General features: G+C 44.4%; 12 protein-coding genes and 1 pseudogene. 10 read left to right on the forward strand and 3 right to left on the reverse strand.

Features of this window, described 5'->3' with window-relative positions; genetic code table 11:
• Positions 1 to 132: 132 nt before the first annotated feature.
• The 3 genes from G493_RS0105305 (at position 133) to G493_RS0105320 (ending at position 2,582) form a co-directional block, all read left to right on the forward strand.
• Complete coding sequence (locus G493_RS0105305) at positions 133 to 696, forward strand: flavin reductase family protein (protein WP_028579542.1); 564 nt, start codon at positions 133 to 135, stop codon at positions 694 to 696.
• A 19-nt stretch (positions 697 to 715) separates the two neighbouring features.
• Entirely contained in the window at positions 716 to 1,510 is a 795-nt protein-coding gene (locus tag G493_RS0105310) for a nitroreductase family protein (RefSeq protein ID WP_028579543.1), read from the forward strand.
• A gap of 658 nt (positions 1,511 to 2,168) precedes the next feature.
• Positions 2,169 to 2,582 carry a septal ring lytic transglycosylase RlpA family protein gene (locus G493_RS0105320; protein ID WP_035273673.1) on the forward strand — a complete coding sequence of 138 codons (414 nt, stop codon included), beginning with the start codon at positions 2,169 to 2,171 and terminating at the stop codon, positions 2,580 to 2,582.
• A gap of 21 nt (positions 2,583 to 2,603) precedes the next feature.
• Here the strand turns inward: G493_RS0105320 and G493_RS0105325 are convergent, their stop codons facing one another.
• On the reverse strand, positions 2,604 to 4,205 hold the full coding sequence (locus G493_RS0105325) for a cation:proton antiporter family protein (RefSeq protein ID WP_028579546.1): 1,602 nt from the start codon (positions 4,203 to 4,205) through the stop codon (positions 2,604 to 2,606).
• 688 nt (positions 4,206 to 4,893) lie between these two features.
• Between G493_RS0105325 and G493_RS0105335 the strand changes: the two are divergent.
• The 7 genes and pseudogenes from G493_RS0105335 to G493_RS0105370 all read left to right on the forward strand — a co-directional run.
• Positions 4,894 to 5,331, forward strand: a pseudogene (locus G493_RS0105335) (anaerobic C4-dicarboxylate transporter family protein); the annotation flags it as partial.
• Positions 5,332 to 5,472: 141 nt separating this feature from the next.
• Complete coding sequence (locus tag G493_RS0105340) at positions 5,473 to 6,501, forward strand: DUF2860 family protein (RefSeq protein WP_028579548.1); 1,029 nt, start codon at positions 5,473 to 5,475, stop codon at positions 6,499 to 6,501.
• 17 nt (positions 6,502 to 6,518) lie between these two features.
• Positions 6,519 to 7,811: a BamA/TamA family outer membrane protein gene (locus G493_RS0105345; protein WP_028579549.1), complete on the forward strand. Its 1,293-nt coding sequence runs from the start codon at positions 6,519 to 6,521 to the stop codon at positions 7,809 to 7,811.
• A 221-nt stretch (positions 7,812 to 8,032) separates the two neighbouring features.
• Positions 8,033 to 9,847, forward strand: a complete 1,815-nt coding sequence (locus G493_RS0105355; protein ID WP_051309029.1) for a putative Na+/H+ antiporter — start codon at positions 8,033 to 8,035, stop codon at positions 9,845 to 9,847.
• Positions 9,848 to 10,169: 322 nt separating this feature from the next.
• Positions 10,170 to 11,402, forward strand: a complete 1,233-nt coding sequence (locus G493_RS0105360; protein ID WP_205623639.1) for a L,D-transpeptidase family protein — start codon at positions 10,170 to 10,172, stop codon at positions 11,400 to 11,402.
• A gap of 98 nt (positions 11,403 to 11,500) precedes the next feature.
• Positions 11,501 to 11,803 (forward strand): Lpp/OprI family alanine-zipper lipoprotein, encoded by a 303-nt coding sequence (locus tag G493_RS0105365; RefSeq protein ID WP_028579552.1) that lies wholly within the window; start codon positions 11,501 to 11,503, stop codon positions 11,801 to 11,803.
• A 412-nt stretch (positions 11,804 to 12,215) separates the two neighbouring features.
• Positions 12,216 to 13,169: a L,D-transpeptidase family protein gene (locus G493_RS0105370; protein ID WP_028579553.1), complete on the forward strand. Its 954-nt coding sequence runs from the start codon at positions 12,216 to 12,218 to the stop codon at positions 13,167 to 13,169.
• A gap of 310 nt (positions 13,170 to 13,479) precedes the next feature.
• On the opposite strand, the gene G493_RS0105375 is transcribed toward G493_RS0105370, so the two are convergent.
• Together G493_RS0105375 and G493_RS0105380 are read right to left on the reverse strand one after the other, a co-directional pair.
• Positions 13,480 to 14,238 (reverse strand): fibro-slime domain-containing protein, encoded by a 759-nt coding sequence (locus tag G493_RS0105375; protein ID WP_028579554.1) that lies wholly within the window; start codon positions 14,236 to 14,238, stop codon positions 13,480 to 13,482.
• A 468-nt stretch (positions 14,239 to 14,706) separates the two neighbouring features.
• Positions 14,707 to 15,315: a PEP-CTERM sorting domain-containing protein gene (locus G493_RS0105380; RefSeq protein WP_028579555.1), complete on the reverse strand. Its 609-nt coding sequence runs from the start codon at positions 15,313 to 15,315 to the stop codon at positions 14,707 to 14,709.
• Positions 15,316 to 15,547: the final 232 nt, after the last annotated feature.

Below are 15,547 nucleotides of genomic sequence, written 5' to 3' on the forward strand. Positions count from 1 at the left end.
CCCTCAAACAAGGCATTGAACTTACGGCTACAAGTGGCAGGACACCAAACAACCAAAGAAGTCAAACTTCTCAAGTATCATGTTGTAGTGTGGCCAAACTTACTATTATCTCAATTGAAATAGGAATAACGAATGAAGCCAATTGGTCCAACTAACGCCTTATACCCCATGCCTACAACTCTGGTAGGCGTAACTGTGGACAGCAAACCCAATTTCCTCGCAGTAGCCCACGTGGGAATTATGAACCATGGAACCCCACAATATCTTTCCGTCGGCCTTAATAAAGACCACTATTCCAACTCGGGAATCCATGAAAACAAAACATTCAGTATTTGCCTGCCTTCTGAAAATCTTATGAAAAAAACTGATTATTGCGGAATTATGACCGGCAAAAAGACAGACAAGGCCGCCCTGTTTGATGTTTTCTTCGGAAAACTTAAAACCGCGCCCATGATACATGAGTGCCCTGTTAACATGGAACTGAAATTACAGGATGTACTAAGCCTTGGAAAACACGAAATATTTATCGGTGAACTTGTGCAGACCTATGCAGATGACTCTGTGATAACCGAAGGCAATATTAATATTGCTAAACTTTCCCCTCTTCTTTTTGACATGGCAAGCAAGAAATACTGGGCTCTTGGAGAACCATTGGGCGACTGCTGGAATATTGGTAAAGAATTAAAAAACAACTGACAACAGAGGAAGAACGAATATGACTTTTATTACTATAGATTCGGAGAAATGCAATCAAGACGGCTTATGCGTGCAATCGTGCCCCGTAGCTATTATTGATCAGAAAAAGGGAGGCTTTCCATTTGCAGATACCACCAAAATAGAAAACTGCATTGCTTGTGGTCATTGTGTCGCAGTATGTCCAAAAGGCGCACTCACTCACAGCTTGCTATCCAGTGAAGATTTCCTTACTGTCCCCAAAAATCAACCCGATCCTGAATCCCTTGAAGCTCTGCTAATATCCAGAAGGTCCATACGTGGTTTTCAAAACATGCCGATCCCACACCATCAACTGGAAAGACTATTGGAAATCTCCAGACGAGCGCCTACGGCATCCAATTCACAGAAAATCAGCTGGAATATGATAGAAAGCTCTGATCGTCTGGAACAAATACGACAACTTACCCTTGAATGGTTGGCAACCGATCCAACACCAACACGTGCACATTATCTTGAAACAGCGACAAAGGGCCGAGATGTGATATTGCGAGGAGCTTCGGCCTTAGCAGTTACCTATTGCCCGGAAGATTATGTCTGGACCGAAACTGACTGTTCTATTGCCCTGACCTATATGGAGCTTTTAGCAGCATCGATGCAACTGGGGGCATGCTGGGCGGGACTAGTGACTATGGCGAGCAGACATCTCCCTCAACTTAAAGAAATTCTCGGCATCCCTGAACGACACAATATAGGCGGCGCCTTGATGCTAGGACTACCTCGACAAAAGCATTATCTCATACCACCACGAAACAAAGCTCATGTAACCTGGCTATAACAAGGGCTGTTTACGCTTTTTGCGCTAAGGGTTTTCTTCGCCTGTACTCCCTGAGTTTATGCACAAACACTTTGATTATTGCCAGCGAGTTGGACGAAAAAAATGCGATATTTTTCAATCCAAAGTGAGAACGCAACAAGCATTAACTCAACCTGAATGGGGTTAATTCATCTTGACTTAACCCCTTGTTTTTTTTGTTCTCTCTTTGTACAACTCCCGTATGATCATTGTCAGCCCTCGTTTGCAACATTTCCAGTCATCCGTATGAGTAATGCTCTGTGTGGGTGTTTAACTTGCTGCTGCAAATTTTCTGCCCACGCTTACGGCGCCATCCTGGGTATGGCCATGTAAACCCAACGCATATTTTGAACAAATACATACGACTATATTATGCACCTATCACTGTTTGTCATACTGGGAGTTATACTGCTGATACTCGGAGGTATTGGTTTGCTTAACGGAAAAGTTATGGCAGGCTCAAAAGGACTAAAACCAAATTATTACGACAAGGCCCATACCCCAGTTTTGTTCTATCTTTTTGTGATTATGTATATCGCCATCGGCGTCTTTGTTATCATTCAATCAATACAATGACCCCAAAAAGCCTTGTGCACTCAAAAATATAATCAAAAAATCGAATACTCTTTCCGTGCATAGAATGAGCACCCTCAAAAAACTCATCGGCAGTGCCCTTGCCCTGACGCTCACAGTCATGCTTGTTCATCTGCTGTATGGCTGCACCCAGTTTCAGCATGCCACGCCTCGTCCAAAAAACATGCAATACTCGGAAACGGGCATTGCCTCATTTTATTCCCAGAAATTGCAATCAAGAAGAACGGCGAGTGGAGAAAAGTTCAATAACCAGGCAATGACAGCAGCACACAGAACTTTGCCGTTCGGCACCAAGGTTCTGGTTACCAATGTTGCAAACAACAAATCTGTATCCGTAAAAATTAATGATAGAGGCCCTTTTGTCAAAGGAAGGATTATTGATCTCACCCGCTCAGCCTTTTCCAGAATCGCTCACACGAATAAAGGGAAAATCAAGGTCAGAATTCAAGTTATTCCATAGTACCTGTATGAAAGACACCGATTACATGTAAGAGCCGTCTTCATGCACAGCGGGATTTTCCATTTTTTCACAAACGTGATTGGCAAAGCCTTTTCCAGCCTCAGAATTGATATTGTACACCAGATCGGCACCAGCCTTTTTGAGTCCGGCGATCTGGTCATCAAAGGCAACCACTGAAGCAACTGTAACGTTTGCGTACTTTTGTTTTATCCGCTCCGAAGCATAAAGATTAGCTGTATAACTGGGCATGGCTAAGAGCAAAACCTTAACGCCACCTTCTTCAATCTCGAACCGCTCCCAAAAATCGTAGTCAATGGCATCACCTTGAAATACAATACGGCCATGGTCTTTATGCAAGCTGACCTGTTCCTGATCATGATCCACGCCTACCACATGCTTGCCATAGCGTTCGCGTAAAACTTCATAGGCAGCTGTACCTGTCCTTCCCATACCGAATACCGCTGCATCAATCCCTTGTATTGAGACTATTCTGTCATCCGGCAACCTTTCTTTGCTTTCGAAGTATTTCAAGAGAAAACGAAATCGCTGGTACAGTACATGTGCTGAACTGTTTAATGGAGACGCAAAAATAAAACTCACAGAGATAGACAAGGCAAAAACAATCAACCATTCAGTGGAAATCCAGTTATTCTTTGATGCCAATGCCCCGACAATCAAGCCAAACTCTGAATAGGTTGCAAGATTCAATGAGGAGAAAAGAGCCGTTCTTGCCCGCAATTTAAACCGCGTCAGGAACAGATAAAACAATATAACTTTTATTGGTATAACACAGGTGATGAGCAGCGCGGCGCCCAAACTGGAGAGAGTAGGCATACCTGATAGTCCAATAGTAAGAAAAAAACCTACCAGCAACAGGTCTTTGAACCCCATAATGGTTTTGGCCAGTTCATCAGCCTTTTCATCATCGGCAAGCAGCATACCTATTAACAGCGCACCCAGATCAGGTTTAACACCAAAGACCTCAAACAGGGTTGCTGCGGCAAAAGGAATAAGAAAACCGAGAAGAATCTGTAATTCGCCGTGTCCGCTTCGCCGTATCAACAGCAGAATCGGTCGTTTAAGCAAAGGGAGCAAAAAAAGACAAATACTCCAGGGCGATGGCAGTTTACCACTTGATAATGTGAGAAAAAGGACCGCAAAAAAATCCTGTAAGATCAGGATACCGATGGCGATACGGCCATGTTTGGCCCCCATCTCCCCCCTCTCTTCCAAGACTTTAACAGTAAAAACAGTGCTTGAAAAACTGAGTGCAAAAGATAGCAGAAGCGCTGTCTGCCAGTTGATCTCAGAAAATGCTGTTATCGCAGTATAGGATAGCAGCGTAATAAAGGCACCAATCAGCACCACACTTGCCAGCATGTGCAATGTCGCTACAGCCCATATTTCTGCTGCCAAAAGATTTTTGACCCGAACTTTTAATCCAATACTGAAAAGCAGCAGCATAATACCTGTATCAGCTACTCTCTGCAGCATTGGGCCTCCTTCGACGCCCAAACCATGTAAGGCAAATCCAGCTGCAAGAAATCCCAGAAGTGGTGGCAATCCTATCTGCTTGACCAGAAACCCGAGGATAAAAGCAGCCAGTAGCATGGTTGCATCCATCAGTTCTCCTCCTTTTGCTATGAGGCTGTTTGATTATTTATAACTGCTCACAGGTACACCATCACAAAATATGCAAAGATGATGTTGCAAATACACAGCATTATAATTGGATTTCCCTTTGCTGCGACCGAATTGAGAAGCAGACGTACAAATCGCTGACCGACAATGCATGGAGTATCCCGGACACCAGCCTTTCAGGAAGTTCTTACGACGCAGGTGGCCCTATTCAATATCTATGGTAAAATCCGAATACTTGTTTCAATTGTATTTCTGCAAAAAAGACGATTGCAGAGCAACTCAACCACGGAGACTGTTGTTTGATTTCACTGATGCCAACACTGCGACGGACCTCAAGCACTTCACATCGTCCAAAGTACAAAGAGCTTATAAGTTAACGAGTTCTGAATACTATATACCAGGTCATACCAATAAAGCTGGCACATTCAGTTGAACAGAAAAAATAACCAGAAAGTGGCAAACCTGCATGCAGTAGATCACACACCTCAACGTCTGTTAAATTAGTATTTACCATTTGCGTCCAAATTTTAATAGTGGTAACTATGAAATAGCAGTCTGTTCATGTGAGTAAAAAATGATGTCGTCCTAATACCTTCATCTCAAGAGCAGGAAGAAGTATACAGGTGGGTGGCCTGTAATCTTGCTGCAAACTCTCTATGAGGTTCAGATTATGTTCTGGGTGCACTTGCTGTTGCTACTCATCGTTATTTTTATAGGTATGAGGTATGGCGGGGTTGCTTTTGGACTGCTGGGTGGCCTTGGTATTGCTGTTTTTGGCATAGCGCCAGGAACTCCGCCGGTCAGCGTTATGCTCATTATTCTGACTGTTGTTGCTGCTTCAGCCACCCTGGAAGCAACCGGCGGTCTGGATCTTCTGGTAGAATATGCAGAGCGATTATTACGGCGATATCCGAATAGGATTGTCTACCTGGGCCCGTTTTGTACCTATTCCCTCACCATGCTGGTCGGCACAGGCCATTCAGTCTACCCTCTTCTTCCTGTTATTTACGATGTTGCCTATAAAAAAGGTATTCGTCCGGAAAGGCCCATGGCTGTCTCCACGATAGCCAGCCAGATGGGAATCACCGCAAGCCCGATCGCGGCTGCAGAAATCTGAATCACCTGTGACCACGTTTCCGGGATAACAAGACACTTTATCGACAGAAATTCTGCAAAAAGCTCAAGATACCTAAAAGGATTCCGATAAAAATATACTTACGATTTTTAAGACTCTACATAGGGGATAAACATGGCAAAGAGAATCTTTTTTTCAGCATCCGTTGTGGTTCTGTTTTGTATGCAAACTGTCTATGCCTTGGACCCGATTCCACAGGAATCGGGGTTCAGCGGCTTTGTCCGGGCCGGTGCAGGAGGCATTTGGTTTAAAAATAACCTGGTTGCCGGGAATTCTCTTATGGATATTGGTAATGAGGTGATCAGCGACTTATACGACTCGCCTGATTCGGATACCACGGCCAGTGGATTATTTAATTTTGAAGCAGCATATACTTTTTCAGAAACACGAACCCAGATTACCCTAGGATCCCAAATAGAGGATCTCGCCCAAATGGAGTTAAGTCAGCAACTTGCTGTAAAACAGGAGTTGGTTGACAAGAGCATCATCATGGCAGGTTTTCTTTTCTCAGGGATTCCCACAGAGGTGTGGAAAGATCCCTACATGACCAATAGCAACCGCCAGGAAACTGACAGAAATTCCAGTGGATTCCGCTTTACTTTTGATCGTATTCTAGGTTCGAACTTTGAAGCAAGTTACAGTTGGCGCAACATTGACATTGATGAAGAAGAGAGCGGAAGCTATCTGGGCCTTACATCAGCGGCAAGAAACTTATTGCTCCGAGATGGTTCTAACCACAAGCTTGAGTTGAACTATCGTTATACGGTCAACCAAAAGCATATATTCATTCCATCTATACAATATATGGTGGCAGACCGAGACGGTGAAGCAATGTCCAATACAAGGACAAATTTTCAACTCAGCTACCTGTTTCTCAATGACCCGATCACATTAGTTCTCAACGGACTTGTAGGAACAGCGGATTACGACGAAGTTCACCCTATTTATGGAGTTACCCGGGAAGAAGACAGCTATATGGCAGGTATTCAGCTGTACTATAAAAATCCTTTTGGCTGGGAACCTTTTGGCTTGAATGATTTCAGTGTGTTTGCAATGGAAACCTATGTGCTGACAGATGCAAATATCGATTTTTATGATACCGCTGCTAATATTGCGATGGCTGGGGTAATGCTTCGTTTCTAAAACACTGCATAGAAAATATGTCAGCATCTACAATAACCAAGGGCATTGTGCTCAGTATCTGCATCTTACTGCCATTTTCCGCGGAAGCCCTGGAAATTCTCACGGACAAACATGGAAATACCTCCAGCCAACCGCTGAGTCTGCCATACGCTTTTTATAATGAGAGCTTCGGCCTTGCTGCGGGTTATGTGTATGGAGTAGTGGGCAAGCCACAGCCTCAGTCATCCCTTTTGGGCACGGTCATGGCCGGGAGTCAGGGGTCGGCCATGGGATTTCTGATAGGGAAGGATCTTCGCCTGCCCTGGTCGGAAAGGCTTTTTCTCGATCCAGTGATATCCGTAGGATATTTTCGGGAAAACGATCTCTACATAGACGGAAATGCTGAATATGCGAATTCCCGCTCTGGGAGTAATGATTCAGACGCGGATGACTATGTGGTGGGCAATGGTTGGGATAATTTTTTCAGGCTTAAATTCAAGTACCTTCTGCCAGTTGGTGAGGGAAAAGATACAATCATCACCTACCACAAGATTGACAGAGGATTACCAATTCAGGAGAAGGCATTTCAATTTTCTTTTAATCCATTTACAAGCGGGAAGTCCTTTCTGGAGATGAAGCCTTTTTACCGATCTCAATCGGTTGAAAGCGACACCCTGGACAGAGACATCCAGACAAACGGTATCGACACAGGTCTGTACTGGGATAACCGCGATTTTGGTCCCAATCCGTCTCAAGGTTTTTCAGCACGGTTCAAAGTTTCAAGAGATTTTGGAGGACTGGACAGCTCCGGTTCCTGGACAAACATGGATGGAGAAATCGATGCGTATTTCTCTTTAGGAAAGATACGCAATTTTCGTCAGCAGGTGCTGGCCCTGAACGTTTGGACATCCTACTCCCCTTCATGGAGCGTCCAGCCAGACGGAACCATTGCTAACCGCCCTCCAGCCTATACCGGTTCAACCCTGGGTGGAATCTGGAGAATGCGAGGGTATCCCTCACAGCGGTTCAGTGACAAAGCTGCTATATATTATGGCGCAGAATGGCGACTTATTCCAGAATGGAACCCGTTTACCAAGTCTGAGTGGCTCCAGCGTTACGTGGGTGTTCAATGGCTTCAGATCGTGCCTTTCGCTGAAATAGGCAGAGTCTCGCCCTCGTGGAACCTGGAGGATTTACACCAAGATATGAAATGGAGCCTTGGAGTAGGAATTCGGGCCTGGGCCAAAGGCATTGTTGCACGCATAGATACCGCTTATTCTGACGAAGACTTTAAAATACAGATGATGGTGGGGCACCCGTTTCAATTTTAGCTTGTCACCCCTGCCCTGACTATGGGTAACTTCTCACAGGGGAGACGGATAAACTTGAAAGTCTCTGTATTGTAATTAGTTACAGGCACCTGAACTTTTTGCAAGCAGGCTGGTGCAGCGCATTGGGTTACACGTAAGCCAGGCTGATGACGGAAAGATCAGGTGCATGGTAACCAGTTTGCATTGCATCTATCGTCACCATAACGAAGGAGGCATTGCCCATGAACTATAATCGCACAGTAATAACAGGCATTATCTGCATAACCCTGTTTTGTATATTTGTTGACCCGGTTTTCTCAGCAGCCCCTGAAGGTGCGGGTTCGGCTGAATTTCCCATGCTGTTGAAGAGTTACAACGACGCTGACATGGGAAGCATCAGTCAGCGACTGCTTCACCGTATTGCGACTAAACCATTCAATCTCCTGGCTACGCTGATTTTCTTGCTGGCCATCGTCCATACCTTTATGACATCGAAATTCCTTTCGATTGCCCATCAGCTGCAACATGATCATGAAGAGCTGAAGGCTCGCGGAAAAGTACCTAAAAATTCAGTATCACATAAGGGCGAACTTTTTCATTTTCTTGGTGAAGTTGAAGCTGTATTCGGTATATGGGCAGTAGCTCTGGGCCTTTGCATAGCACTATTTTTCGACTGGTCGACCCTTAAGTACTATCTGACAGAGAGAGTAAACTTCACCGAACCATTGTTTGTCGTTGTTATCATGACACTGGCTGCGACCCGTCCAATCCTGAAACTCTCTGAACAGGTTATGGAAAAAATAGCCAACTTTTTGGGGGGATCTTTAGTCAGTTGGTGGTTCACCATTTTAACGTTAGGCCCGCTCATCGGTTCACTGATAACCGAGCCGGCTGCAATGACTATTTCCGCACTGCTTCTGAGCAGAAAATTTTACGATCTTGATCCTCCTGAGGTATTTAAATATGCCACGCTTGGTCTGCTGTTTGTCAACATCTCCATAGGTGGCACCCTTACCCATTTTGCGGCTCCCCCTGTATTGATGGTAGCCAATCCATGGGACTGGGGAACAATGCATATGCTTACGCAATTCGGGTGGAAAGCAACGCTTGGTATTCTGACTGCAAACGCCATCTATTGGATTATTTATCGTAGCACCTTTCAGCAGTTGGCTGAAAAATTTGAATTGCGACGCCTCAAGGAAGAAATCCGTCGAAAACATCTGTGCCGAAATGAAATGGAAGCCTACATTGAAACGATCTCCCCTAAAATTCGCACGGAGTTGAAGTTTGAAGAGACGATAACCGAACAAATAGATGCAATTTCCAGCCGAATACGGAAAGAACTGGAACCCCGCTACCTGGAAAAAGTTGCGAAAACAGGAGTGGACCAGGCCCTTGCCCAAAAAGCCTTTGAAAAACGGTTTGAAGAGGTTAAACTTTCAAAATTACGAGCCTATTTCCCTTTAGCTGTTCCTGAATCAGAGAGGGCTCCCTATCTTGATCCGGAATGGGATAACAGGGAAGACAGCGTACCATGGTGGGTTATAGTCATTCATGTAGCCTTCATGGGCTGGACAATTTTCACCGCCCACTATCCTGAACTTTTTATCCCGGGGATGCTCTTTTTTCTGGGATTTGCGCAAGTAACAGCTCCCTACCAAAACCGAATAGACCTGAAACAGCCACTTCTTGTCGGCTTTTTTCTTGGTGGTCTTGTCATTCACGGAGGTGTACAAGGCTGGTGGATAGAACCTGTGTTGGGCAGTCTCAATGAAATCCCCCTGATGCTTGGTTCAACCATTCTCACGGCATTTAACGATAATGCTGCCATTACTTTTCTCAGTACCCTTGTGCCAGAATTTACTGATACATTGAAATATTCCGTTGTTGCCGGAGCAGTTTCAGGTGGTGGCCTCACTGTTATCGCAAATGCTCCCAATCCGGCAGGTCAGTCTTTACTGAAACACCATTTTAAAGATGGCATTTCTCCCATAGGGTTGCTGAAAGGAGCACTGTTGCCGACAGTCATCATTTGGTTTACTTTTTTGCTGTTGTAAAGCAGCATCATAATAGTGCATATTGCAGCAAGGCTGAGCAGCTTTTATAACAGTGTCGTTGCTTTTTACGGCCCTTACATCCATATCACATATTCTTACTGCGCACCTCCACGCATTAATTATTTTGAAACATTTCGGAAATTTATTATAGTTATTTTTCCACTCAGGTTCCTTTGTACGATAACTCTTACTTATTGCGTATTTTTTGATGCAGTCCGGCTTACACACAAGCGTTACCAAATCCTCTGTCCCACAAGGCTCAGCTCATCCTTTCCGGTTGTCGGCAAGCCTGACTTACTCAATTATTTTACAATGTTTCTTTTTGGCTGTCTGCCTCGCGTCCCTTCAGGGTTGTGCCGGCATCACAGGCATTTTAGGGCAAGACCCCAATGACATTGAAAGTAATTTCTTCCTGGTCGACAAAAAAACCAGTGTTATCGGCAAACTGGCAACCATGGAAATTGAGCAGAACGATACCTTGCCAGATATTGCCCGTCATTTCAGCCTCGGCATCAATACCCTCAGCGCAGCTAATCCTGATGTTGATATTTGGGTGCCTGATCACGGCAAAACAATTATTCTTCCTTTGAGTTATATCCTACCGGATACAGCCAGAAAAGGCATCGTCATCAACCTGCCTGCACTGAGGCTTTTTCATTATAAAAAGCAAGGCAGCCAGCATATTGTTTCCACGTTTCCTATCGGAGCAGGTGCTGTTGATCGCGCTACCCCCATGGGTAATATGCATATCACACGGAAAAAACATCTTCCTACGTGGTATGTTCCTGCGTCCATTGCCGCGGATCATCTCGCAAAAGGAGATCCCTTGCCATCCCGTATTCCACCCGGTCCGCTTAACCCTTTAGGTGAGTATGCACTGTATCTGAGTAAACCGAGTTACCTCATCCATGGGACCAATAAACCGGCCAGTGTTGGACTGAGAGCATCAAACGGCTGTATAAGGCTCTTACCGGAAGACATACAACGTCTTTTCAAGATCACTTCAGTCAAGACACCTGTAAAAATAGTAAACCAACCTTATCTCCTAGGCCAGCGTGATGGAATAGTGTACCTCGAAGCACACACTCCGTTTAACGATTTGGGCAAAACAGGACTGAAAAAAATCTATTTGCAATTAAATGAGCTCCAGAAAAAGAACGGTTTTTCTTTTGACTGGGACAAGATAGAAGCCATCGTTGCCAAAGCTCAGGGGATACCCATTGCCATTTCTTCGACAGGCCTGATGGACAAAACCTTTGGCCGGCACACCATACGGCTCAAGCATCCGGCAAAACTCCGTGGCCAGCCACAAGTGCCAGAGCTTAAATCCGATGCATGGTATGTCCTGGCAGCCGTCATGGATAGCAAGACAGAAGCTCGCAGACTCTCAGCAATTATCAACCACCAGGGACCACAAATTCCAACCCGGGTTATGGCGAGCAACAACAAAAACCGAGTTCTCTCCGGCCCGTTCAAAACCAAGGGCGAAGCGGTCAATGCCCTGCACCGTTTACATATAGACCTGAATCTCAATGGCATACTTGTTGCACCGTAGCCAATGATACAGCACTATACAATCTTAGTATATTTTTGAGTAATAAAGACAACCATCGTCACTGCATGATGAAATCAAACGAAAACAGGAGCAAACAGATGAAGAAAAGTTTACAAATGATTGTATTGGCCCTAGCTTTAGCCTTGACTATCGGCGGATGTGCATCAAAAAACGATATTGAGGATGTACGGGCCCAGAACATGGAAATCAGCGCAAAAGCTGATCAGGCGGCCCTTGATGCACAGACGGCTAAATCTTCAGCTGACGAGGCAATCTTAAAAGCAAACGAAGCTATAGCAAGAGCAGAAGCCGCCGAACAGAGAGCCATCGAAAGAGAGCGTGTTGCTGACGAAAAAATTAATCGGGCAAACGCAGCATTTACCAATTCAATGAGAAAATAAACTAGTGGCTGTCCATAGATGGTCTTTTTGCTCAAGTTGAGGTAAGCAAAGAGCTGATATCGGAGTCTTCGCTTACCTGCAAGGATAAGATTTTGCGCATGATGCAAAATTGGGAAGGTAAGCGAGCAACGAGACTCCGAAGACCATTTATGGCCCGACACAAACTTAAGAAAAACGTGCCAGGTTGCCATAACCCGGCACGTTTCGTTCATTCCCGGGTGGGTAAATTCAGAGGTTAGTATACCTCCACACCGTAATTCTTCACGAGCGGCGCCAGGTGTGTATTCGCCTCATTTTTGCAGGTAAGGAACAAACAAAGACGTTGTAACTACCTCTGATTACTTACGTCCTGTTGTTTCTATTTCGATTAACAGATTTCAGTATCTTAAATGTGAGTACAGCAGTTATTAAGATGATTACGGGTAAACCTTTTCACTGCAAAAACACCATCCTTTCATCTTTAGCGTGTTGCATCATTTCCATTGCACTGCTTTTTTTCTCTGCCTGCACCAATAATGCGGCAACGCTTCCCATTCCTTCTCCCCCCACATCGAACCAGAATGTTTCTCAACAGGATGCCTTTGCCGCGTCTCTCATCCAATACCAAAAACTTTTACAGCAAAAACCAAAGTTCGCGGATCGTATCCTTTTTGAAATGGGTATCGCGTACAGCCATCCAAAAAACACAGGGAAAGACTACCAAAAAGCAACAGCCTGCTTCCAAAGGATCATAGATGATTTCCCTGAAAGTAAATATCGTGATGACAGTCAGATGATGTTATTCCAGGTCAGTAATGTCTTGATGAAAGACCAGTTGATTGATCGCCAGAGGCAACAGGCTGACGCCTATCGGCGACAAATAAAAGAACAGGAAAGTCAAATTACAAACCTGCGTGGGGAATTGGACAATTTAAGGCAAAAAATTTTTACGTATTCAACAATCCCCATCGATAAGATACTGATCGAAAAACACAAAAGACGCCTCACATTACTCTCCCAGGGGGTAGCGATAAAAACCTACGAAGTAGCATTGGGTAAGAACCCTGTTGGGCCAAAAGAACAACAAGGAGATGGCAAGACCCCGGAGGGCCTGTATTTCATCGAGTCCAGAAACAGGCTCAGCAAATATCACCTTTCTCTGCGACTCTCCTACCCAAATCAAAAAGATACAATGCGATCTCAATCCCTTGGAGTCTCCCCAGGTGGTGATATCATGATCCACGGTCTGAAAAACGGGCACCCGGATATCGGCACTTTTCACGCCACACTGGATTGGACCGACGGCTGTATTGCTGTTACCAATGAAGAAATAGAAGAAATCGCACAGATTGTCCCGGATGGTACCCCGGTTGAAATACAACCATAATAACACCCGACGTACAACCCGCTCATGAAGCTGGCTAAAGCATATTGGGAAACAGTTACCTGCTCAACGTCTTTCGGGTTTCTCACCCCCAACTTTTTCATGCAAAAGCGCAGATTCAGCAAGCCTAGCTATGCGTGAAATAGTGATCGTTCAAAAACGATGAGTGACCAGCGGAAGACTTCGTGGAGTGTCTGTGATCAGTTACGGCATTGTGATACAGGACAAAAATCCATCCTATTATAACGAGTTCCTCAAAAAAAAAGCCGCTTCAATTAACTGAAGCGGCTTTTGTACAACTCGGCGAGCAACCTTATGCTTTACGTCGGCGAGTAACAGCAGCGAGGCCTGCAATCCCTGCCCCAAAAAGGAGCATAGTGGTTGGTTCAGGCACATCATTCACCAGCTGTATTGATGTGTCTATTCTGAAATTTGACTGGGTCGTATGCCGTTCTGCAAAAAACAGATCAAAATCATAGGACTCACCAATTGTCAGCCCAAGAAGGTCCAGATTAATGGATGAGCTCAATGCGCTGTGTACTCCTCCAAGATCAATGACAAGCATATCATTAATATAGACCCACAGATCATCATCACCGGTGAATGAAAACGTCTCCCCGCCCTGGTATGTGAAGCTGGAATGAATTTCATAAGTGAAGTGATAGTTATGGGCACGCCCTTCATTTCCAAACAGCTCTCCATCTATTGGAAAAAAGGTACTATCTGTAAAAGTATAAACATTTGGATCTGCAGTAATGGAGTTATCAAGAGTTATGGTAAGATTCTTGGACAAATTTACCCCAGCAACATCTTCATACCACTGGTCAAATGTTGCACTGCTCGTGATTGCCCCATCACCTGGCAACCCAATAAAATCAGGATTTTTATCTCCAGGAAGGCTGGTACTGACAAGACCTGTTACCAATCCAGGAATTGCGCCTTCCATGTCAGGGTGAGAAGTTTGAAAATCACGAATTGTTCCTGTTACATTAATTGTTGCAGCTGAGGCAATGTGAATTGATCCCAGCAAGAAAACGGAAAAAATAGAACAAGCGACATATTTTCTTTTCATAGTACCTCTCCTGAGTAGTAAATAAATACCTTCATACCCTCACTTTACAAAAACAATGCCACTACAGTAACTTTCAGCACAAAACCTTATCCTGTACACTACTCGAGATGTACTGTCTGTTTCTTACTTGATTTTTAGTGAAAAATATCAACTAGATCTCCACAATCAAACTCTGTAACAGAGTATATAATTCGTACCCAACTCAATTTGTTTGCCTGACAACAACCATAAATACAAGGAACATGACCAACAAAAAACACTTTTGCCATTGTCTTTTTCAAACAAAAAAAACGAAAATACGGAAAGATACAAAAGGACACAGTCTCTTTCACACAATAATCCTTTTAATTAACAAAACTTACCCATGCCCTTCTTAAAAATAACCCAATAATACATTTTTCCAGGAAAAAAGAAAAAAGCCGCTTCCCTGCCAGGAAGCGGCTCGCCCATCAGATACTTAACGTGCTTCTATTTTCTTTTGCGCATAATGGCAGACAACCCGGCCAGCCCCGCTCCAAACAGAACCATTGCGGCTGGTTCGGGAACAGCGGAATTGGCATGGGTCGCCCCCATAGCGTCAATGGCTAAATCTCCTCCACCTGCCGCGGTGACCATCAAGGTATGATTTTGCAACGCCAAACCACTGAACGTTACGGCAAACCAGCTACCATTGTAAGTATTCAAACTATAGGAAAGCACTCCATCAATATAAAAATTTGCCCACCCATCATTTCGATCTGACTCAAACTGAACAAACAGGGTATCTGTCGGAGCATTGTTAAAAACAGATTGCACGGAACCGGAAAATACCCATATTACACCACCCCAGCCAGGATCGACGGGCGAAGGATCGTACACGTAATAACTTCCACTGGCTGATATTTCCCCATCTGTATATAGATTTTCCATCTCCTTGACATCATCCCAATGATCCCGCTCCCCCAGAATTCCAGGGGACTCCCCGACTCCCCAATCACTGTCTCCAAATCCAATCACATCAATGGTCATTGCGTTTACCGTGGATAACATGAAACAAAACAGCAGGCAGGCAAACATGGTCATCTTGGTTCGTTGCATAATCTCCTCCTTATACATCAAGATTAACGAAAAACCAGACGCTTAAAACCTAACAGCACATCGCGTGTCCCTCTAAGATGACAATTGCAAATTTTAATCCACATTTCGCACCAAAAAAATAACCCATTTAAATATAACGACAAACTTCAATAGAAAATTGTTATTTTGCCACACCTTTTAGGGCGTAAAACGATGAAAAATAGCTTAATCGAGACAATTCAACAATAAAATC

The organism is Desulfogranum japonicum DSM 18378 (genome assembly GCF_000429945.1).
GTDB classification, from domain to species: domain Bacteria; phylum Desulfobacterota; class Desulfobulbia; order Desulfobulbales; family Desulfobulbaceae; genus Desulfogranum; species Desulfogranum japonicum.

Coding starts and splice junctions, on each gene's coding strand:
- G493_RS0105305 (WP_028579542.1), top strand. CDS start 133: ATGAAGCCAATTGGTCCAACTAACGCCTTATACCCCATGCCTACAACT.
- G493_RS0105310 (WP_028579543.1), top strand. CDS start 716: ATGACTTTTATTACTATAGATTCGGAGAAATGCAATCAAGACGGCTTA.
- G493_RS0105320 (WP_035273673.1), top strand. CDS start 2,169: ATGAGCACCCTCAAAAAACTCATCGGCAGTGCCCTTGCCCTGACGCTC.
- G493_RS0105325 (WP_028579546.1), bottom strand. CDS start 4,205: ATGGATGCAACCATGCTACTGGCTGCTTTTATCCTCGGGTTTCTGGTC.
- G493_RS0105340 (WP_028579548.1), top strand. CDS start 5,473: ATGGCAAAGAGAATCTTTTTTTCAGCATCCGTTGTGGTTCTGTTTTGT.
- G493_RS0105345 (WP_028579549.1), top strand. CDS start 6,519: ATGTCAGCATCTACAATAACCAAGGGCATTGTGCTCAGTATCTGCATC.
- G493_RS0105355 (WP_051309029.1), top strand. CDS start 8,033: ATGAACTATAATCGCACAGTAATAACAGGCATTATCTGCATAACCCTG.
- G493_RS0105365 (WP_028579552.1), top strand. CDS start 11,501: ATGAAGAAAAGTTTACAAATGATTGTATTGGCCCTAGCTTTAGCCTTG.
- G493_RS0105370 (WP_028579553.1), top strand. CDS start 12,216: ATGATTACGGGTAAACCTTTTCACTGCAAAAACACCATCCTTTCATCT.
- G493_RS0105375 (WP_028579554.1), bottom strand. CDS start 14,238: ATGAAAAGAAAATATGTCGCTTGTTCTATTTTTTCCGTTTTCTTGCTG.
- G493_RS0105380 (WP_028579555.1), bottom strand. CDS start 15,315: ATGCAACGAACCAAGATGACCATGTTTGCCTGCCTGCTGTTTTGTTTC.